The organism is Methylobacterium sp. Leaf113, assembly GCF_001423325.1.
GTDB lineage: Bacteria > Pseudomonadota > Alphaproteobacteria > Rhizobiales > Beijerinckiaceae > Methylobacterium.
Genome location: NZ_LMNJ01000001.1, coordinates 32,417 through 50,764 on the forward strand (window position 1 = coordinate 32,417; position 18,348 = coordinate 50,764).

The 18,348-nt window shown below is 70.4% G+C and carries 20 protein-coding genes; 7 read left to right on the forward strand and 13 right to left on the reverse strand.

What is annotated here, in order from left to right:
* Positions 1-141: 141 nt before the first annotated feature.
* Genes ASF60_RS00115 through ASF60_RS00125 form a run of 3 tightly spaced genes read right to left on the reverse strand, consistent with a single transcriptional unit; the run spans position 142 to position 1,980 of the window.
* Positions 142-738, reverse strand: coding sequence for a YceI family protein (locus tag ASF60_RS00115; RefSeq protein WP_082507653.1), 597 nt, complete (start codon positions 736-738; stop codon positions 142-144).
* On the reverse strand, positions 735-1,337 hold the full coding sequence (locus ASF60_RS00120) for a cytochrome b (RefSeq protein WP_056178475.1): 603 nt from the start codon (positions 1,335-1,337) through the stop codon (positions 735-737). Before ASF60_RS00120 ends, ASF60_RS00115 begins: the two co-directional genes overlap by 4 nt.
* Before the next feature lie 34 nt (positions 1,338-1,371).
* Positions 1,372-1,980 carry a YceI family protein gene (locus tag ASF60_RS00125; RefSeq protein WP_056179883.1) on the reverse strand — a complete coding sequence of 203 codons (609 nt, stop codon included), beginning with the start codon at positions 1,978-1,980 and terminating at the stop codon, positions 1,372-1,374.
* A gap of 101 nt (positions 1,981-2,081) precedes the next feature.
* On the opposite strand from ASF60_RS00125, the gene ASF60_RS00130 reads away from it, so the two are divergent.
* The 5 genes from ASF60_RS00130 to ASF60_RS00150 all read left to right on the forward strand — a co-directional run bounded on the left by ASF60_RS00130 (position 2,082) and on the right by ASF60_RS00150 (position 5,829).
* Positions 2,082-3,089, forward strand: coding sequence for a LysR family transcriptional regulator (locus ASF60_RS00130; protein WP_056178478.1), 1,008 nt, complete (start codon positions 2,082-2,084; stop codon positions 3,087-3,089).
* A 62-nt stretch (positions 3,090-3,151) separates the two neighbouring features.
* Positions 3,152-4,195 (forward strand): YihY/virulence factor BrkB family protein, encoded by a 1,044-nt coding sequence (locus ASF60_RS00135; RefSeq protein WP_056178481.1) that lies wholly within the window; start codon positions 3,152-3,154, stop codon positions 4,193-4,195.
* A 240-nt stretch (positions 4,196-4,435) separates the two neighbouring features.
* Positions 4,436-4,885, forward strand: a complete 450-nt coding sequence (locus ASF60_RS00140) for an RNA polymerase sigma factor region1.1 domain-containing protein (protein WP_056178484.1) — start codon at positions 4,436-4,438, stop codon at positions 4,883-4,885.
* Positions 4,882-5,151: a hypothetical protein gene (locus tag ASF60_RS00145; RefSeq protein WP_244478275.1), complete on the forward strand. Its 270-nt coding sequence runs from the start codon at positions 4,882-4,884 to the stop codon at positions 5,149-5,151. The genes ASF60_RS00140 and ASF60_RS00145 overlap by 4 nt, the downstream gene beginning before the upstream one ends.
* Before the next feature lie 108 nt (positions 5,152-5,259).
* Complete coding sequence (locus tag ASF60_RS00150) at positions 5,260-5,829, forward strand: NUDIX domain-containing protein (protein ID WP_056178488.1); 570 nt, start codon at positions 5,260-5,262, stop codon at positions 5,827-5,829.
* 36 nt (positions 5,830-5,865) lie between these two features.
* Here the strand turns inward: ASF60_RS00150 and fabI are convergent, their stop codons facing one another.
* The 3 genes from fabI to fabA form a co-directional block, all read right to left on the reverse strand.
* Entirely contained in the window at positions 5,866-6,699 is an 834-nt protein-coding gene (gene fabI / locus ASF60_RS00155) for an enoyl-ACP reductase FabI (protein WP_056178491.1), read from the reverse strand.
* 437 nt (positions 6,700-7,136) lie between these two features.
* Positions 7,137-8,363, reverse strand: a complete 1,227-nt coding sequence (fabB, locus tag ASF60_RS00160) for a beta-ketoacyl-ACP synthase I (protein ID WP_056178496.1) — start codon at positions 8,361-8,363, stop codon at positions 7,137-7,139.
* Between the two features lie 172 nt (positions 8,364-8,535).
* The gene (gene fabA, locus ASF60_RS00165; protein WP_056178498.1) at positions 8,536-9,102 is read right to left on the reverse strand and encodes a 3-hydroxyacyl-[acyl-carrier-protein] dehydratase FabA; all 567 of its coding nucleotides are present in this window, start codon (positions 9,100-9,102) and stop codon (positions 8,536-8,538) included.
* A 384-nt stretch (positions 9,103-9,486) separates the two neighbouring features.
* Here fabA and irr point away from each other — a divergent pair, with 384 nt between their 5' ends.
* Both irr and ASF60_RS00175 read left to right on the forward strand, forming a co-directional pair.
* The gene (gene irr / locus ASF60_RS00170; protein WP_056178502.1) at positions 9,487-9,996 is read left to right on the forward strand and encodes a Fur family transcriptional regulator Irr; all 510 of its coding nucleotides are present in this window, start codon (positions 9,487-9,489) and stop codon (positions 9,994-9,996) included.
* Positions 9,997-10,217: 221 nt separating this feature from the next.
* On the forward strand, positions 10,218-10,802 hold the full coding sequence (locus tag ASF60_RS00175; protein ID WP_056178504.1) for a histidine phosphatase family protein: 585 nt from the start codon (positions 10,218-10,220) through the stop codon (positions 10,800-10,802).
* On the opposite strand, the gene ASF60_RS00180 is transcribed toward ASF60_RS00175, so the two are convergent.
* The 7 genes from ASF60_RS00180 to ccmI form a co-directional block, all read right to left on the reverse strand.
* The gene (locus ASF60_RS00180) at positions 10,757-11,533 is read right to left on the reverse strand and encodes a hypothetical protein (protein WP_244478276.1); all 777 of its coding nucleotides are present in this window, start codon (positions 11,531-11,533) and stop codon (positions 10,757-10,759) included. The two genes, ASF60_RS00175 and ASF60_RS00180, sit on opposite strands and share 46 nt — an antisense overlap.
* A gap of 96 nt (positions 11,534-11,629) precedes the next feature.
* Positions 11,630-12,637, reverse strand: a complete 1,008-nt coding sequence (locus ASF60_RS00185) for a nickel/cobalt transporter (protein ID WP_056178508.1) — start codon at positions 12,635-12,637, stop codon at positions 11,630-11,632.
* Positions 12,628-13,326 (reverse strand): DUF1007 family protein, encoded by a 699-nt coding sequence (locus tag ASF60_RS00190; protein ID WP_056178511.1) that lies wholly within the window; start codon positions 13,324-13,326, stop codon positions 12,628-12,630. The genes ASF60_RS00185 and ASF60_RS00190 overlap by 10 nt, the downstream gene beginning before the upstream one ends.
* 138 nt (positions 13,327-13,464) lie before the next feature.
* Positions 13,465-13,935 (reverse strand): cytochrome c-type biogenesis protein, encoded by a 471-nt coding sequence (locus tag ASF60_RS00195; RefSeq protein ID WP_056178514.1) that lies wholly within the window; start codon positions 13,933-13,935, stop codon positions 13,465-13,467.
* Positions 13,932-15,935 (reverse strand): heme lyase CcmF/NrfE family subunit, encoded by a 2,004-nt coding sequence (locus ASF60_RS00200; RefSeq protein ID WP_056178517.1) that lies wholly within the window; start codon positions 15,933-15,935, stop codon positions 13,932-13,934. Before ASF60_RS00200 ends, ASF60_RS00195 begins: the two co-directional genes overlap by 4 nt.
* Before the next feature lie 91 nt (positions 15,936-16,026).
* The gene (gene ccmE, locus ASF60_RS00205) at positions 16,027-16,575 is read right to left on the reverse strand and encodes a cytochrome c maturation protein CcmE (RefSeq protein ID WP_056178521.1); all 549 of its coding nucleotides are present in this window, start codon (positions 16,573-16,575) and stop codon (positions 16,027-16,029) included.
* Positions 16,576-16,817: 242 nt separating this feature from the next.
* Complete coding sequence (gene ccmI, locus ASF60_RS00210) at positions 16,818-18,302, reverse strand: c-type cytochrome biogenesis protein CcmI (RefSeq protein WP_056178524.1); 1,485 nt, start codon at positions 18,300-18,302, stop codon at positions 16,818-16,820.
* Positions 18,303-18,348: the final 46 nt, after the last annotated feature.

Here is an 18,348-nt window from a genome sequence, read left to right on the forward strand (position 1 = left end):
CGGGCTCATCTTGCCGGGTCCGCGTTTCTCGACCGGACTGCAATGACACCACGCCCTGTCGGTTACGCAGGCGCTGGCGATCTGCCGCAAGCGGAGCGCGACCTGACGAGATCGATGACTGGCACGCCCGGTCACGCTGTCTCAGGGCTTGGACGCCGTCTCCGTCGCGGTCAGGTCGATCTCGACGCCGACCTCCAGGGCGACCCACTGGCCCGAGGCCCAGGGACCCTGTCCGACGCCGAACTGCGTGCGTACGAGGTCGAGGTGCCCGACCGCCCGGGCGGTCGATCCCGCGCGGGTCAGCCGGAAGGGCAGGATCGCGTCGCGGCGGATGCCGCGGATCGTCAGGGTGCCGACGGCCTCGTAGGCATCGCCTCCCTTGGCGACGAACCGCGTCGCCTCGAAACGGGCCTGCGGCGTCGCCTTGGTGTCGAACCACTCCGCCTGAGGCAGGGCGGTGTCGCGCTGGGCGTCGCCGGTCTCGGCGCTCGCCAGATCGATGTCGACCACGGCGTGCCCGGCCTCCGGGGCCGCGGGATCGAAGTCGATCCGGGCGGTGAAGCGCTTGAACCGCCCCTGGAACGGTACGCCGACCTGGACCCCCGAGAACCCGATCCGGCTCTTGGCCGCATCCACGGTCCAGGCGGCGGCCTCGGCGCCGGTGGGGCGCGCCAGGGAAGCGATAGCCAGGAACGCAAGAGCCAGGGCGGCGACGAGGGCGAGACGGACGGTGATCATGGCGACGATCCAGAGGGAGGCGAGGTTTGGGGCAGCATCCGCCGAAGGGTGTCGTCGCGCAGGACGAGGTGGTGGCGCAGGGCCGCGCCCACATGCAGCAGCAGGAGACCGATAAGGATCCAGGCCCCCCAGGCATGGACCTGCTTGAGCACCGCCTCCATGGCAGCCTTGTCGGCCAGCTCGGGCAGCACCGGGAGGTGCGGCCAGGGCAGGATCCCGTAGAGCACGGTCGGCAGGTTGAAGGGTGAGACCGAGACCACGGCCCAGCCGATCAGCGGCAGGCCGAGGAGGAAGCCGTAGAGCAGGGCGTGCGCCGCGTGGGCGCCGGCCCGCTCACGGGCCGGCAGCGTCGCGGGCAGGGGTGGCGGCCGATGGGACAGGCGCCAGCCGAGCCGCAGCAGCGACAGGACCAGCACCGTGATTCCGACCGACTTGTGCCATTGATAGAGCTGGAACCGGCGCATCGGCGCCAGGTCCCCATGCGACATGACGAGACCGATCGCGATCAGCCCGAGCACCGCCAGCGCACTGAGCCAGTGCAGCGCGATGGCGACGCGGGTGTAGCGCGGCCGGGGCGCAGTGCGGGCGGTCCCGATCATGACGCTCTCCGTGAGTCTGGTGGACGGCCGAGGCTTAGTCCTGGCGTTCGAAGGCGCCCGCGATGGTCAGGTGCAGGTCGTCGCCGATCAGCGGCACGTAGGTCTTCACGCCGAATTCCGAGCGCTTGAGCGTGCCGGTGGCCTCGAAGCCGACCGTGACCTTCTTGTTGAGCGGGTTGACGCCGGCGCCGATGAGCTTGACGTCGAGGGTGACAGGCTTCGTCACGCCGTGCAGGGTCAGGTTGCCGGCGACCTTGGCCTTGTCCTTGCCCTCGGGCGTCACCTTCGTGGAGACGAAGGTCATCTCGGGGAACTTCGCCCCGTCGAGCCACTGGTCGCCCTTCAGCTCGCCGGTCAGCTTGTCGCTGGTCGTCGTCACCGAGGCGACCGGAATCTTGATCGACAACTTCGAGGCGCCGGGGTTCTTCGGCTGCAGATCCAGGGTGCCGGACACGTCCGAGAAGCCGCCCGAGTAGTTCGAGAAGCCCATATGCGAGACCGTCCAGCCGACCTGGGTGTGGCCGGGATCGACCGCGTAGGTGCCGGCCTGGATCTGGGCCGGGTCGCGGGTCGGCGGGGTCTGGGCCAGGGCGGGTGCCGAGAGCGCGAGGGTGAGGGCGATGAGCGACGAGGAGAGACGAATCACGTGGCGACTCCGAGATCGTGGGACACCGAGGGGTGCCGTTCGATGGAGCGCAGATAGGCCGCTTCCCCGCGGTGCGATAGCGCGCTAATCGGGGACACATGGTTGCGCATCTGGAAACCTTCGCTGGAAACCTCGACGACGTGCGTGCGTTCTGCGCGGTGGTCGATCTCGGCAGCATGACCCAGGCCGGCGTGGTCCTGCGCGAGACCAAGGGCAGCGTCAGCCGGCGCGTGGCCCGCCTCGAATCGGTGCTGAAGGTGACCCTGCTGGCCCGCACGCCCCGGGCGGTCTCGCCCACCGCCGAAGGGCTCGCCTTCCATGCCCGGGCGTTGGAGAGCCTCGCCCTCCTCGACGAGGCCCTGCAGACGGCCCGGGGCGCCCGCACGCAGCCCAGCGGTCACCTGCGGGTGACGGCCTCGATCGATTTCGGGGTCGAAGTGCTGCCAGACCTCGTGGCGAGCTTTCGGGCGCGCCACCCGCGGATCACCCTCGAACTTCTCATCACCGACAGCCGCCTCGACCTTGCGGCCAACCGGGTCGACCTGGCGCTGCGCCTCGGCGGTGGCGACCATCCCGACAGCGGCTACACCGCCCCGATCCTCGCCGACCTGACCATCGGTCTCTACGCGGCACCCGCCTACCTGGCGCAACGCCCGGCCCCGGTCGAGATCGCCGCGTTGTCGGCGCACGATGTGGTACTGGCCCGCGAGCGCCTCGGGGCCACCCAGATCCTCGTCTCCGACGGCGATGGCCGGGAGCAGGGCGTCACCCTGCGCCCGGCCGTACGGGCGACGGATTTCGCCACGGTGCTGCGCCTTACCCTGGCGGGAGCCGGGATCGGCCACATCCCCAGCCTCGTCGCCGCCAAGTCCCTGGTCCGGGGCGACCTCGTGCGCGTCCTGCCCGCCTGGGCGAGCCGAGGCGGGACTCTGCGGGCCGTCACCCTGGCGGGGCGGGAGCTTCCCGCGCGGGTGCTGCTATTCCGCGAGCATGTCCGCGCGGAGATGGCCCGGCAGGCCGCGATCTGCAGCATGGCCGGGCATGATCGTCCCACGCGGGTGCGCGCCTCGGTGGCGACGGATCATGCGCATTCAGGCAGAGTGTGAGGGCGCGGGGCGAACGCCGCGCGGCAGCGTTCCGGCGACGAGCGGTCCGGCGGGATCTCGGCATGGTGCAAGACGAGGACGAGGGTGAGGATTGGCGCTCGGTCAGCACCCGGGCGCTGAATCCGGACGAACTGGCGCAGGCGCGCCAGCGCGCGCACGAGCCCGGACGCGGGCGCCGCGCGACCGATCCCGCCGACATCCCCCGGGCCGGGTGGCGGGACATCTTGTGGCGGGTGTTCTGGGCGATACCGCAGGACCGGGTGCTGACTACGGCGGGGGGCGTCGCGTTCTTCGCCCTGCTCGCCGTCTTCCCAGGCCTCGTCGCCGTGGTCTCGATCTACGGGCTGTTCTCGGACCCCAACGTCATCAGCCAGCATGTCAGCCTCCTGGCGGATATCCTGCCCCCTGGTGCCCTCCAGCTCCTGTCGGATCAGCTCGTACGGATCGCCCAGCGTGGCACAGGCTCCCTCGGCACCACATCCGGCATCAGCCTACTGATCGCCCTGTGGAGCGCCAATTCCGGGGTCAGCGCGCTCTTCGATGCCCTCAACGTGATCTACAAGGAGCGCGAGAAGCGCACCCTGGTCCGCTTCTACGCCACCACCTTCCTGTTCACGATCACCAGCGTGGTGTTCTTCCTCGTCTCCACCAGCGCGGTCGTGCTGCTCCCCGCGATCCTCGATCGCCTCGGCGTCGTCACCGCCACCGACACGATCCTGCAAATCGTGCGCTGGCCGGTTCTCCTCGCCATCGTGAGCCTCAGCCTGTCGCTGATCTACCGCTACGGCCCGAGCCGGAACCGGGCGAAGTGGCGCTGGGTAACCTGGGGCGGTACCCTGGCGGCGCTGCTCTGGGTCTCGGCCTCCGGGCTCTTCTCCTGGTACGTGGCGAGTTTCGACAGCTACAACCGCATCTACGGCTCGCTCGGCGCCGGCATCGGCTTCATGACCTGGATGTGGCTGTCGATCGTGATCATGCTGGTGGGGGCCGAGATCAACTCGGAGATGGAGCGCCAGACCGGGTGCGACAGCACCGAGGGACGCCCGAAGCCGCTGGGCGTCCGGCAGGCCTATGCCGCCGACAGCGTGGGGCCGAGCCAGGCGTGAGGGCGGACCCGGCTCCGGCTCCGGACCCGGTTCCGGCATATGGGGAACAGCGCCACGGCCAGCCGGGTTTCTCGATCCACAGCGTCGCGTGGGGCGCACGGACTGCGTCTGGCGAAGGGAGTGGCGGATGGCCGGCGAGACGCCCGACGGCGACAGCATACGGGCCGCAGATGCGGATCATCCCGCACCGGGAGGAGCCGACCGGGGCCGCCGGGGGAACGCCATGACGGGCGGCCGACATTGAGCGGAGCCCCGGCTTTCGCACGCCGCGACCTCGACCGCCTGATCGCCCTGGGGCGGGAGAGGGGCGAACTCACGCCGGCCGACCTGCAGGCGGCCCTGCCGATCCAGAGTATGAGCGCGGAGGCGATCGCGCAGGTCGTCCTGGACCTCGACGCCGCCGGCATCGCGGTGGAATTGGAGGATCTGGTTCCAGGGCTCGCCCATCCGGGTGGAATCGCGCCGGTGCCGCTCGCGCCCGCCCCCGGTCCCGCGAGCCCGGCCGTCCCCGCCTCCCCGCCGCGCGAGTCCGGCGCCAAGCCACGGCAGGAGGCCCCGTCAGCCTCCAGCGAGGGACAGGCCGAGGCCGATCCGCCCGTCAAGGAGGGCCGAGTCGGGCGCGCGGTGCTCGTGGCGGGCCTGATCGTGCTGACCCTGCTGTTCGCAGTCCTGATGCTGCTCGGGCGATGAGCGTGGGCCTGGAATGCCCGAACCTCGGTCCCGCCCCGGCGTTGGCCCAGGATGGCCCCGACAGAATGCGCACGCGGGAGATCGACATGGACATCCAGGGCACCATCGCGGAGGCGATCATCGCCGAGCTGCAGCGTCAGGCCGAGATCGGCGAGCCCGGGCTGACGCTTGATGCCAGCGAGCCGGGGTATCTCACGGTCGACGGGCGGATCGATCTCGACGCCCTCATCATGGTGATCGAGGGCGCGCTGGCCGGAGGGCCGTGAGTGCCGGCCGAACCGTCGTCCGGGACGCCGCGTCGGCCTCCTTCGCTATCACCCGGTTCCTCATCACCCCTTTTCGCCATCGTCCCTTTGGCTAAGGAAACATCGCCGTTGAAAGCCGAGATCCTCAGCCTGCGCACCCTTCATGACGGTTGGAGCCGCTACACGCTGGCCCGGGTTCGCCTCGCCGACGGCAGCGAGGCCGAGCGGGAAATCGAGGACCACGGCAATTCCGTCGGCGTGCTGCCCTACAATCCCGAGCGCCGGGTCGCGACGCTGGTGCGCGAGCTGCGCGTTCCCGCCCTGTACGCCAACGGGGAGCAGAGCCAGCTCGAAGCACCGGCCGGGCTGATCGACGACGGCACGCCCGAGGAGAACGCCCGGCGCGAGGTGCTGGAAGAAGCGGGCCTTCGCCTCGGTGACCTGGACTTCGTCGGCGCCACCTATTCCTGCGGCGGCATCTCGACGGAGCGCATCCACCTGTTCCTGGCGGCTTATGCCGAGGCCGACCGCGTGGCCGGCGGAGGTGGCGCAGAGGGCGAGCACGAGAACATCCGCGTCGTCGAGATGCCTTTGGCCGACCTCGCCCGCATGGCGGAGCGCTGTGAGCTGACAGACCTCAAGACCCTGACCCTGGTGCTGGCCCTGCGGGTCCGCAGGCCGGACCTGTTCGCCGGGTAATCGGCGAACTGGTGGGCGATGGTGTCGGCGAAGGGGTCAGACCGCGTCGCCGATCACGCCGGCCTCGTCCTGGGCCTGGAGCACGTCGGGACGCGGCATCGAGATGATGTTGTAGCCGGAATCGACGAAATGGATCTCGCCGGTGACGCCCCCCGACAGCTCCGAGAGCAGGTACATGGCCGAGCCGCCGACCTCTTCCTGGGTCACGGTCCGGCGGAGGGGCGCATGGGCCTTCTGGTGGTTGAACATCAGGCGCGCGTCGGCGATGCCCGCGCCGGCCAGGGTCCGCATCGGTCCGGCCGAGAGGGCGTTGACCCGGATGCCGTCGGGGCCGAGATCGCCCGCGAGATAGCGTACCGACGCTTCGAGGGCCGCCTTGGCCACGCCCATCACGTTGTAGTTCGGCATGATCCGGGTGGAGCCGCCATAGGTCAGGGTGAGCAGCGATCCGCCCCGCGGCATCCGCTTGGCCGCGCGCTGCGCGATCTCCGTGAAGGAGAAGCACGAGATCGTCATCGTGCGGGAAAAGTTCTCGCGGGTGGTGACGTCGACGTAGCGGCCCTTGAGCTGGCCCTTGTCGGAGAATCCGATCGCGTGGACCACGAAGTCGAGCCCGTCCGGAAAGCGCGCATCGAGGGCCGTGAACAGCGTATCGACGCTGGCGACGTCCTCGACGTCGCAGGGCAGCACGATGTCCGAGCCGACCGAGGCGGCCAGCGGCGTCACCCGGCGGCCCAGCGCGTCGCCCTGATAGGTGAAGGCCAGTTCGGCGCCGTGCCGGTGCAGAACCTTGGCGATGCCCCAGGCGATCGAGTGATCGTTGGCGACCCCCATGATGAGGCCGCGCTTTCCCGCCATCAAACCTGTCATGCACTTCCCCCGGACGCAGAACGCGGGCCGCCTGAGGACCCATCACCGTTGGGGGAGGCTTAGCGCGGCGCTCGTGGCCCTGTCCAATCCCGGGCCGGTCTGCACAGGCCCGAAAACGCACAGACCCCGTCGCGGTGAGGTCGCGTCGGGGTCTGTCGAGAACGATCGGTTGCCGCGTCGCGAGGGCGCGGCCTTCAGAAGTGGCCGTTGGTGTCGCAGTTGGCGCGGTCGATCATGACCTGCTTGATGTAGACGGCGGTGGTCCCGGCAAGAGCGATGCCGCCGACCGTCCCGAGGGCGAACCACAACATGGCGGAGCCTTCCAGAATTCCTTCAGAAACAAGGAACGGCGGAAGACTCTTTTGGGTTCCCCGGAGCCGTGAACGAACCGTTAAGCTGCGGCCGCACGACTGCGCCTGCGCTCCGGATCACGCGGGTCAGGCGTCGACGTGCTTGAGCACCAGCGTCGCGTTGGTGCCGCCGAAGCCGAAGGAGTTCGACAGGACGTGGCCGAGCTTGGCCCCGTCCCGGCGCTGGCGCAGGATCGGCATGTCGGCGAAGGCCGGGTCGATCTCGTCGATATGGGCACTCTCGCAGATGAAGTCGTTGTTCATCATCAGGAGCGCGTAGATCGCCTCCTGCACGCCGGTCGCGCCGAGGGAGTGGCCGGTGAGCGACTTGGTGGCGGCGATCGGCGGACAGGCGTCGCCGCGTCCGAAGACCTGGCGGATGGCGTCGATTTCCTTTGCGTCGCCCACCGGCGTCGCGGTGGCGTGCGGGTTGATGTAGTCGATCTTGGCGCCCTTCAGACCCTCGATCGCCTGGCGCATGCAGCGCACCGCGCCCTCGCCGGAAGGGGCGACCATGTCGTACCCGTCCGAGGTCGCGCCGTAGCCGGCGATCTCGCCGTAGATGGTCGCGCCGCGCGCCTTGGCGTGCTCGTATTCCTCGAGCACCAGCACGCCGGCGCCGCCCGCGATGACGAAGCCGTCGCGATTGGCGTCATAGGCGCGGGAGGCCCGGGCCGGAGTGTCGTTGTACTTTGACGACATGGCGCCCATGGCGTCGAACAGCACCGAGAGGGTCCAGTCGAGATCCTCGCAGCCGCCCGCGAAGATGATGTCCTGGCGCCCGCCCTGGATGACCTCGGCGGCATTGCCGATGCAGTGGTTCGACGTCGCGCAGGCCGAGGAGATCGAGTAGTTCACACCCTTGATCTTGAACCACGTCGCCAGTGTCGCCGAGGCGGTCGAGGACATGGCCTTGGGCACCGCGAAGGGGCCGACGCGCTTCGGACCCTTGTCCAGCGCGATGGCGGCGGATTCGACGATGACCTTCGTGGAGGGACCGCCGGAGCCCATGATGATGCCGGTGCGATCGTTCGAAACGTCGCTCGCCTCGAGGCCGGCGTTCCGGATCGCCTGGTCCATGGCGACGTGGTTCCAGGCGGTGCCGCCGCCGTGGAAGCGCATGGCACGCCGATCGACGACGCCCTCGGGATCGAGGGTCGGGCGACCCTCGACCTGACTGCGGAAGCCGTGCTCCGCGTAGGAGGCCGAGCGCCCGATGCCGGACTTCGCCTCGCGCAGGGAGGCGAGGACTTCCTCGGTGTTGTTGCCGATGGATGAGACGATGCCCATCCCGGTGATCACGACACGCCGCATGGACACGATGCTCTCCGCCGCCGGGGCTTGTTCTTCGCGGTGCTTGTTCTTGAGACGGCACCTTCGCGTGGATTCAGGTAGGACTCGGGCGTCCCGATCTCAACCGCGTCGGGTTCAGCCGCCCGCGGCTTGGGTCTAGAACTGGGTCCAGAGCTGGGCCTAGGCTTGGAATCTAGGCCTGGGCCTGGAACAGCGCGACGCGCAGGTCCTTCGCCTCGTAGATGCGGGTCCCGTCGGCCTCGAGCCAGCCATCGGCGATGCCCAGCACCAGCTTGCCGAGGCGGACCCGCTTGATGTCGATGCCGTAGACGACCTTGGTCACCGTGGGGAGGACCTGATCCGAGAATTTGACCTCGCCGACGCCGAGCGCGCGACCGCGCCCCGGAGCACCGAGCCAGCCAAGGTGGAAACCGACGAGCTGCCAGAGCGCGTCGAGGCCGAGGCAGCCCGGCATCACCGGATCGTTCTTGAAGTGGCAGCCGAAGAACCAGAGGTCCGGCCGGATGTCGAACTCGGCGAGTACGTGGCCCTTGCCGTGGGCGCCGCCCTCCGACCCGATCGAGACGATGCGGTCGAACATCAGCATCGGCGGCAGCGGCAGCTGCGCGTTCCCGGCGCCGAACAGCTCGCCACGGCCGCAGGCGAGCAGTTCCTCGTAGGAATAGTGCGAGGCCCGCTGGGGCGCGGCGGTCGCCGGGGCGGTGCCCGACGGAGCGTTCGGATCGGAAGCGGAAGACATGATGAGCGGTTCGGTCCTCGAGGATGGGTCCGGGGCGCGGGGCCCCTGGGGCTCGTGTCGCCAACCCCGATGCGGACCCGGCGCGAGCCGGTTCCGCCGGCGATGCGGCGCGAAATCGGCGCTTCGTTAACACAGGGCCTGTGCACCTCAAAGCTGCCCCAGCTCCCAAAGTTCTCCCGAAGTCGATGCCTGGGATCGGAAGATCCACCGAGGAACACTGCATGGGAATGCCGGGGGACTTGAAACGGGGAGGCCGACGATGGGCCGGACACGGAGCCCGGTCTGGCAGCCCCGCGCGTGGCTCGGGTTGCGGTAGGACGGCGGGTTCCGTATAGATATTCCCTCATTCTGTTCTGTTTTCCGCGTGGGATGTTTGTCAGCCCGATGTCGAACCTTCTGCCCCTGCAGGCCGTGCTGAACGCGCGGACTTCCGTTTCCGCCGGCGATGCGGCTGCCGGCCGTCGCGGATGTCCGTTGTCGGATCTGCGCGATCGTCTGCGCCGGGCGGGTCTGCGCCCGACCCGTCAGCGCCTGTCTCTGGGTTGGCTGCTGTTCGGACGGGGCGATCGTCACCTCACGGCGGAAATGCTCTACGACGAGGCGATGCGCGCCAAGGTGCCGGTGTCGCTGGCCACCGTCTACAACACCCTGCACCAGTTCACCGAGGCGGGCCTGCTGCGTCAGCTCGCTCTTGACGGCTCGAAGGCCTATTTCGACACCAATCCGAGCGAGCACCACCACTTCTTCCTCGAGGACGAGGGGCAGGTGCTGGACATGCCCGATTGCGGGATCACGGTCGATTCGCTGCCGGATGCGCCCGAGGGCATGGAAATCGCCGGCGTCGAGGTCATCGTGCGTCTGCGTCGCCGCACCCCCTTGGCCCGCAAGGCCTGAACCAAGACCTGAACCGGGACGAGGGCGGATCCCGCAAGACCACGATCGAGGCCCGGGCAACCGGGCCTTTTTCGTTCGCGGCAGCCGTCCCGGTGCCGTCCTCCTCCCGTCGTGAGCGGCGGTGCCGCAACGATGGGGACCGGCCCGGGTTATCGCTGGGCGAATGATCGCTCCGGCGGCTCCGGCCGCCTCTCCCGTCTCCCCTCTGACACCGGACTGGTATGGCTCCCTCCCGCATCGTCTGCGTCCGCCACGGCGAATCGACCTTCAACGCCGCCCATCGGCTGACCGGGCGCGACCCTGGACACGTGGACGCCCGGCTGACCGAGCGCGGCCTGGGCCAGGTCCAGGCGGCCCGGACGGCCCTGCACGACATCCCCTTCGACCTCGTGGTCACGTCGCCGCTGACCCGGGCGATTCAGACCACCCAGGGTATCTTCGGCGACCATCCGAGCCGGCCGCGCATCCTCGTGGAGGTGCTGCACCGCGAATGCCAGGAAAGCAGTTGCGACGTCGGCCGCGCCGCTTCGATCCTGGCCACCGAGTTCCCCGACGTCGCGGTCGATCACCTGCCGGAAATTTGGTGGCACGCCGAGGGCGAGCCGGATGCGAGCGGCGTGCACATCGAGCCCCGCACCCTGTTCGATGCCCGCGTCCTCGGTTTTCGCGACTGGTTGGCTGCCCGGCCGGAGCGCAGCATCGCGGTGGTCGGGCACGGCACCTTTTTCTACCACCTGACCGGGGTCTGGCTCGACAATTGTCAGACCGTCACGTTCGACCCCACCGCCGAGCCGGTCCTCGTCTGACTCGAGCCCGGACCGCGCAGGCCAGCCCGTGCTCGCGCGGCATCGAAACGGTCCCGCGCCAGCCCCGCATCGATCGACGGGGCGCCGCGCCCGAGCGCCAGGGCCTCATCGAGGATCTGGGCGCCCACCGCCCAGGTTCCGTCGATGAAGGGAGCGGCCCCTTCCGCGACCTCGGCGGCACAGCGTGCATCGCAGAACGCCTTCACGGCCGCCGAGGCTGCGCGGGCCACTGCCGACGCGCGGGCGCCCTGGGTCCAGGCGCCCCGTCGTGACGCGGCATCGGCCAACGCTCCACCCTCCCAGGCCGCATCGCGGGCCGCCGCGCGCGCACCCTCGGGGCCACACGCGCCGTCGCAGCGGGCGGCGAGGGCCGGGAGACCAGCAGCGTCGAGGAGGGGAGGCAGGATCCGCCGAACGCTGGCCTCGGCCAGGAAAGCGACGCGCCGCGCCTCGGTCTCGGGTTCGGCGGCGGAGCCGGCAAGGCGGAGCACGAAGGCCATCAGCCGGGGGCGCTCACCATCCGGCATGGCGTCGTTCAGCCCGAGGGCATAGGCGGCGAGGGGTTGCGAGAAGCAGGGCGGGCAATCGGTCGAGGCGCGGATCGCCCGGTAGGGCAGGCCCGCCGCCACGATGGCGGCTTCGTTGATGCAGGTGCCGCCGTCCGGGCCGGGAAAATCATGGGAGCCGGCCAGGAGCCGCCAGTTCAGAATCTGTTCGAAGCCCGCCGCCATGCCTCTGGATCTCCCGCCAGTCTCCGGGAGACTGGCACGTCGCACAGGGCTTTGCGAGAGAGCTTCACGAGAGAGGTTGACGAGCGCCCCCCGCCTTCAGCCGCCGAGATTGGCCGCGAGCCCGGCCAGCATGGCGAGGCCGAGCACCAGCACGAAGGCGCCCGCCAGGAGTTCGAGCGTCCCGACCGCGCGGGCGCCAGCCTGGCCGCGTCCGCCCGCGAGCCGAAGGGCGAAGGCCTTGGCGAAGACCGCGAGGCTGGCGAGCGCGCCCGTGGTCAGGGCGGTGCCGAGCGCCATCGCGAAGGTCGCGGCGATGCCGGCGGCAAGCAGGCCCTGCGAGGCGGAGAAGACCAGGATCAGGACGGCCCCGGCACACGGACGCGTGCCGGCTGCCAGCACCACCCCGGCCCGCTCGCGCCAGGTGTGGAGGCGTGCGAGGGCGGTCGCGTCGGTGAGGTGGACGTGCCCGCAATCGGGCGCGCAGGCGGCGTTCCCGAGCCCGGCGAGCCGCCCGGCCTTGCGCCAGGTGACGCTGAGGCCGAGGAGGACCACCAGGGCGAAACTGACGGTCTCGATCACCGTGCCGGCGCGGGTCATGCCCGCGGCGGTGGCGCCGAGCACCAGCGTGCCGATCCCCACGAGGGCGATGGCCACGAGCGCCTGCAGCAGGGCAGCGGCAAAGCTCAGGGTGAAGCCGCGCGTCAGGGCTCGCTCGCCGGCGACGATGTAGCCGGCGATCACCGCCTTGCCGTGGCCCGGGCCAGCGGCGTGGAAGACGCCGTAGCTGAAGCCCAGCAGCATCATCGGCCCCCAGGGGCCGTCCTGCTTCAGCGCCTGGACCGAGGCCTGAAGGCTGCGCGAAAAGCTCGATTGCAGGGCGAGGATCCAGCTGCCGAGGCCGGTGGCGGCAGGGGCGGCCTCGCGAAAGCCGATCCCGAAGGGGGAGCGCGGCGCCGGCGCCCGCATCTCGGGGCTCACCAGCCAGACGAGGCCGGCGACGATGAGTGTCGCCGCCACCACCGCCCCGAGGGCGAGGAGCGCCTGTCGGCCGAGACGCCGGGCGGACCGGGGCGATCCGGTCTCGAGGGCGGCGCCTACGGACACGCGACGATAACCCGGTTGGCGAATTGGAGCCCGTAATTGGAGGCCGAGGTCAGGGCCTCGAAGAAGGCTTCCGACATCCCCGGCTTGGCATCCGCCGTTTTGCCGTCCGCAGATCTGCCGTCCGCTCCCGGATCGGTCTTCGGGCGCGTCACCGTGGCGGCGCACCCGGCTGGCGCTCCGGCGAGGCGGGCCGCATCGCTGCCCTCCGCCAGGGCGAACGAGACGAAGAAGGTCGGATCGTAGACCTCCAGGGCGGTGACGCCGCGGCCCTGCGCCACGGGCGTCTTGAGGGGCAGCAGAAAGCTCAGCGTGAGCTTGTCGCCCTCCATGACCATGCGGGGCTCGATTGGATCGGCGAAGGCCTGTTCCTTGCCGCCGACCTTCATCTTGGTGAAGTAGGCGAATTCGGCGAGATTGGCGGTGTTCTCGGCGGCGAGGCCGGCGAGTTCGTCAGGCGTGAGCTTGCCGTCCTTGTTGGCGTCGAGCCCCTGCGTGACGAAGGCCGAGTAGGAGGCGTCGAAGCTCCAGGCGTGCCGGATGCCCGTCACCCGCCCGCCTTCGCCATAGGCAATTTCGGCTTTGGTCGTCACCCAGACGTGCGGATGGGCAAGGCTCGGCGTGGCGAGGCTGGACGCCGCGAGCGTCAGCCCGCAGAGGGTCAGGAGGCGGAACGGCGACGCGATCGGCATGGCACGGGACGCTCGCGACTTAAGGTGAAGACATCGTTAACAGGCGCTGACCGCGTGGCTCTGCGCGATCCGATGTCTCCGGGGTCAGTGGGGCGAAAGCGAGGCGCCGGACCGGGAGGCCGTGGGGGCGGCCTCCGATCAGTCCCGCCGGGTCAGCGCGGTGATCTCGGCCTGCTCGGCGGCGCTGAGGCCTTCGGGGGCCGACTCCACCCGGCGGCGCGACAGGCGCCAGAGACCGAACAGTCCGAGGATCACCACTGCGATCGGGGTGAGCCAGAGCAGCAGGGTGTGCAGGGCAAAGACCGGGCGCAGAAGCACGTATTCGCCGTAGCGCCCGACCACGTAGGACTGCACCTGCGCGTCGTCGTCTCCCGCCTTCAGGCGCTCGCGCACGATGAGGCGCAGATCCCGCGCCAGGGGCGCATCGGAATCGTCGATGGACTGATTCTGGCATACGAGGCATCGCAGGCCCGACGAGATGTCCCGTGCCCGCGCCTCCATCACAGGGTCCTTGAGAACCTCGTCCGGCTGAACCGCGCGGGCGCCGCCCGTGGCTGCGAGTAAGAGGGCGAGCGCGACGGCCGCGCGTCTGGCGGGCGCGCGGCTCATTCGGCGGGCGCCATGCCGGGGGGCAGCGCCTTGGCCTTCGCCCGCGCCGGGGCGCCGACCCGCATGCGCCGGTCGGTCAGCGACACCGCGCCGCCGAGCGCCATCACCACCGCCCCGAGCCAGATCAGCAGCACGAGGGGCTTGTAGTACAGCCGCAGGCCGATGGCGCCCTCGGGCAGCACCTCGCCGAGGCTGGCATAGACCTGGCTCGCCCCGATGGTCAGCAGGCCGGATTCGGTCACCGTCATCTTGCGGCTCGGATAGAACCGTTTGCCGGTCTCCACCGTCCCGATGAAGTCGCCGCCGGTATTGCGGATGGTGAGGAAGGCGGCGGTCTCGGCGTAGTTCTCGCCGGCGCGCGGGCCGACCCGGTCGAGGGTGGCCACGTAGGGGCCGGACGCCAGGGATTCGCCGGGCTTCAGGGTCTTCAGGCCTTCCGTCGCCCAGCCTTGGGCGGCGATGCCGAGGACCACCACGCCGACGCCCGCATGGGCCAGGGCCGTGCCCCAGGCCGAGCGCGGCAGGCCGGCGGCGCGGCGCCAGATCGCGGCGGCGCCCCGGGTGCGATTGGCGCCATAGCCGCGGGCCCGCGAGACGATCTCCATGGCGGAGCCGACCACGAGGTAGGCGCCGAGGCCGATGCCGACCGGGGCCATCATCGGTCCGCCCCAGGTCAGGGCCAGGACGGCGAGTCCGATCACCAGGGCGACGGCCAGGGCCGCGAACAAGCGCTGCGTCGCCGCGTGCACGTCGCCACGCTTCCACGCCAGGGTCTGGCCGAAGGGCACGATGAGCAGCAGGGGGATCGCCAGGGGAATGAAGGTGTAGTTGAAGAAGGGTGGTCCCACCGAGATCTTCTCGCCGGTCAGCATCTCCAGCAACAGCGGGTAGAGCGTTCCGACGAACACCGTCGCGCAGGCGGCGGCCAGGAACAGGTTGTTCATCACCAGCGCGCCCTCGCGGGAGATCGGCGCGAAGATGCCGCCCTGGCGCAGCATCGGGGCCCGCCAGGCGAAGAGCGTGAACGAGCCGCCGATGAACAGGATCAGGATGGCGAGGATGAACACGCCGCGGGTCGGGTCGGTGGCGAAGGTGTGGACCGAGGTCAGCACGCCCGAGCGCACGATGAAGGTGCCGAGCAGCGAGAGCGAGAAGGTCAGGATGGCGAGCAGCACCGTCCACACCTTCAGGGCGTCGCGCTTCTCCATGACGACGGTGGAGTGCAGCAGGGCGGTGCCGGCGAGCCAGGGCATCAGCGAGGCGTTCTCGACCGGGTCCCAGAACCACCAGCCGCCCCAGCCGAGCTCGTAATAGGCCCAGTACGAGCCCATCGCGATCCCGAGCGTCAGGAAACTCCAGGCGGTCAGCGTCCAGGGCCGCACGGCCCGCGCCCAGACGGCGTCGATGCGGCCCTCGATCAGCGCCGCGATGGCGAACGCGAAGGTGATCGAGAAGCCGACATAGCCGACGTAGAGCAGCGGCGGATGCACCGCGAGGCCGAAATCCTGCAGCAACGGGTTGAGGTCGTTGCCCTCGGCCGGGGCCGGGCTCACCCGGGTGAACGGGTTCGAGGTCGTGATGATGAAGAGCACGAACACGAAGGTGATCAGGCCCTGCACCGCGAGGGTGTTGGCCCGCAGGGTCGGGGGCACCGAATCGCGCGCCACCGCCACCAGGGCTCCGAACAGGGCCAGGATCAGGACCCAGAGCAGCATCGAGCCCTCGTGGTTCCCCCAGACGCCGGAGATCTTGTAGAGGAAGGGCTTCGTGGTGTGCGAGTTCTCGATCACGTTCTGGACCGAGAAATCCGACGTGGCATGGGCGTAGGTCAGCGCGCCGAAGCTGAACAGGATGCAGGCGAAGGCGCCCAGGGCCGCCGGCGTGGCCACCGCCCGCAGGGCCTGATCGCCGGAACGCGCGGCCCAGACCGGCATCACCGCCTGAACCAGGGACAGGGCCAGCGCCAGCGCCAGCGCGAAATGGCCGACCTCGATCAGCAAGGCTGGGGTGTCCTTCCGGGAAAGAGTGACCGAGGGGCGAAGGGTCGAAAAGCGGAGGGTCGCGAGGCGAGATGTTGGACGCGGCGGCGCATCATCGCTCGCTGCGCTGACCGAGGGTCTTGTCCCCCACCGAAGGCTTGGCCTCGGCGGCCGGGCTGGGTTTGTCGACCATACCCTTGTCGACCATGCCCTTGTCGACCATGCCCTTGCCCTCCTGCCAACGGCCCTGCGCCTTCAGCGCATCGGCGACCTCGCGCGGCATGTAGGATTCGTCGTGCTTGGCCAGCACCGTATCGGCGCGGAAGATACCGCCGGGCTGCAGCGTGCCCTCGGCCACCACGCCCTGGCCCTCGCGGAACAGATCCGGCAGCAGGCCGCGATACTGCACCTGCACGGTGGCGTTGGTGTCCGTCACCGAGAAATCCACGGTCTGGTCCGGCCCGCGCTGAAGGGAGCCGTCCTTGACGAGGCCGCCCAAGCGGAAGCGCGTTCCCGGCGCGACCGCCTGGGAGGCCACCTCGGTGGGCGAGCGGAAGAACACGATCGATCCGCTCATGGCTGACAGGATCAGGCCGAGCGCCAGGGCCAGCACGGCACCGCAGGCGGCGATCAGGATCAGGCGGCGGCTCTTGCGTGTCACGGAAAGGGGTCCGGTTCGGTGGCTCGGGGCGGTGCGGCGGGAAGGGTGTGCCCCGCCGGCGTTGCAGTCCGGTGGACGTGATCCAGGATAAAATCGGGTGGCTCACGGTGTCGGCCGAGTGGCTGGCGCGGTCAAGGGCCGGGGCCGGGGCCGGGACCGATTGTCAGGGGCCGCGCGGCTCCGGCGCAGCCCCGAGCCCGTATCGGGACGTCCGTGGGTTGAGGTGTCGGCGGGTTGCGATGTCAGGGTTTGGGCGCCGGCCGGGGTGCCTGAGGGCGAAGCTGAAGTTCGCGCGACAATTCATCGAGGCGCTCGATCGCTCCGGGATCGGGGCTGAGCGCCATGCGGGCCCGGTCGAGGGTCTGAGCCGCCTTGTCGCGCTCGCCGAGGGCGCTGTAGGAGCGCACGAGGCGCAGCCAATCGTCGATGCTGCCGCCCTTGGAGGCCAGGCGGCGGTCGAGGCCCGCCACCATGCCACGGATCGCGGCATCGCGCTCGGCCGCCGGCATCGCCTTGACGGCCGCCACGGCGGCCTCGGTCCCGGCGCGCCCCGCCTCGTCCGGGTTGGCCGCCGGCGCGACCGGCGCGGCATTCGCCCCGAGGGCGATCTCGCGCGCCATCTCGTCCAGGCGATTCTTGGCCTCCGGCTCGTCGGCCAGGGCCTTGCGCGCCCGCTCGAGGGCGGCGGCCGCCTTGTCGGTCTCCTTGAGCACCCCGTAGGAGCGCACCAGCCGCAGCCAGTCCTCGAGCGTGCCGCCCCGGTCGGCGAGGCGCTTGTCGAGGCTGTCGACCATGGCCCGGATGGCGCCGTCCCGGCTCGCCGGCGGCAGCGCCTGGAGTGCGGCGGCGCGATCGGAGTCAGGGGAGGCCGGGGCCGCTTCGCCCTTCAGTCGGGCGAGGTTTTCGCGCACGAGGGGCAACCAGGGCGCATCCGCGGGGGCAGCCTCGGCCATGGCCTGCAGGCGCCGGATCGCTTCCGGGATGTCGCCGTCGAGTTCGGCGCCGCGCGCCAGGTAGAAGCGCGGCTTGGCCGCCTGAGCATCGAGGTCGACCGCGCGCTGGAAGATCGCCTTGGCCTGGGGTGTGACGGCGCCGTTGCTGCCCGCCACCAGGGCCTCGCCCCAATCGGACAGGCGCTGCGGCGTCTCACCGAGGAGGCGGGCGGCCGCCTCGTAGGCGTGGGCGGCGTCGTCGAACCGGCCCATCCGCATGTAGACGGGGGCGAGCACCGACCAGCCGCGCCCGTCGGTCGGATCGGCCGCGAGCCGGGCTTCGATCTGGCCGATCGCCTTGAGGAGATCCTGGTCGCCGGTCTGGGCGGCCGAGCGCTCGGCCTGGCCCTGGGCCGGCATGTGCGGCGAGCCGTAGAGGCCGTACGCGATAAGGGCGACGAGCGGGATGGTTGAGAGGGCGAACGCCGAGGCCGCCCGGCGCTGGCGCAGGGCCGGCTCGGCGATGTCCTGCGCCGCCGGAACGCCGGCGCGGTTGGCGCGCAGCAGGCGACGGGCCGCCTCGGTGCGGGCGGCCTCCGCCTCGGGTGCGGCGATCAGGCCCCGGGCCTGGTCACGCTCGATCTCGCGGAGCTGATCCTCGTAGAACCCGGTCTCGGTGGCGAGACCGCCGGCCTCGGGCGGGGCGGCGGGATTGGCCCGGCGCGACATCGGCCAGAGCAGGGCGAACACCGCGGCACCCGTCATGACCGCCAGTATGAACCAAAGTGCCGTCATCACGCCCCGAACGCTGCCCCGCTTGCATGTAGACGCGGGTTCCCGC

Bases quoted from the DNA above. Each gene is read 5' to 3' on its own strand.
- fabB (WP_056178496.1), bottom strand. From the start codon at position 8,363: ATGCGGCGTGTCGTGATCACCGGGATGGGCATCGTCTCATCCATCGGC.
- ASF60_RS00135 (WP_056178481.1), top strand. From the start codon at position 3,152: ATGGTGCAAGACGAGGACGAGGGTGAGGATTGGCGCTCGGTCAGCACC.
- fabI (WP_056178491.1), bottom strand. From the start codon at position 6,699: ATGACAGGTTTGATGGCGGGAAAGCGCGGCCTCATCATGGGGGTCGCC.
- ASF60_RS00180 (WP_244478276.1), bottom strand. From the start codon at position 11,533: ATGGCGGCGGGCTTCGAACAGATTCTGAACTGGCGGCTCCTGGCCGGC.
- ccmI (WP_056178524.1), bottom strand. From the start codon at position 18,302: ATGACGGCACTTTGGTTCATACTGGCGGTCATGACGGGTGCCGCGGTG.
- irr (WP_056178502.1), top strand. From the start codon at position 9,487: ATGTCGAACCTTCTGCCCCTGCAGGCCGTGCTGAACGCGCGGACTTCC.
- ASF60_RS00145 (WP_244478275.1), top strand. From the start codon at position 4,882: ATGAGCGTGGGCCTGGAATGCCCGAACCTCGGTCCCGCCCCGGCGTTG.
- ASF60_RS00190 (WP_056178511.1), bottom strand. From the start codon at position 13,326: ATGCCGATCGCGTCGCCGTTCCGCCTCCTGACCCTCTGCGGGCTGACG.
- ASF60_RS00115 (WP_082507653.1), bottom strand. From the start codon at position 738: ATGATCACCGTCCGTCTCGCCCTCGTCGCCGCCCTGGCTCTTGCGTTC.
- ASF60_RS00175 (WP_056178504.1), top strand. From the start codon at position 10,218: ATGGCTCCCTCCCGCATCGTCTGCGTCCGCCACGGCGAATCGACCTTC.
- ASF60_RS00195 (WP_056178514.1), bottom strand. From the start codon at position 13,935: ATGAGCCGCGCGCCCGCCAGACGCGCGGCCGTCGCGCTCGCCCTCTTA.
- fabA (WP_056178498.1), bottom strand. From the start codon at position 9,102: ATGTCTTCCGCTTCCGATCCGAACGCTCCGTCGGGCACCGCCCCGGCG.
- ASF60_RS00120 (WP_056178475.1), bottom strand. From the start codon at position 1,337: ATGATCGGGACCGCCCGCACTGCGCCCCGGCCGCGCTACACCCGCGTC.
- ASF60_RS00130 (WP_056178478.1), top strand. From the start codon at position 2,082: ATGGTTGCGCATCTGGAAACCTTCGCTGGAAACCTCGACGACGTGCGT.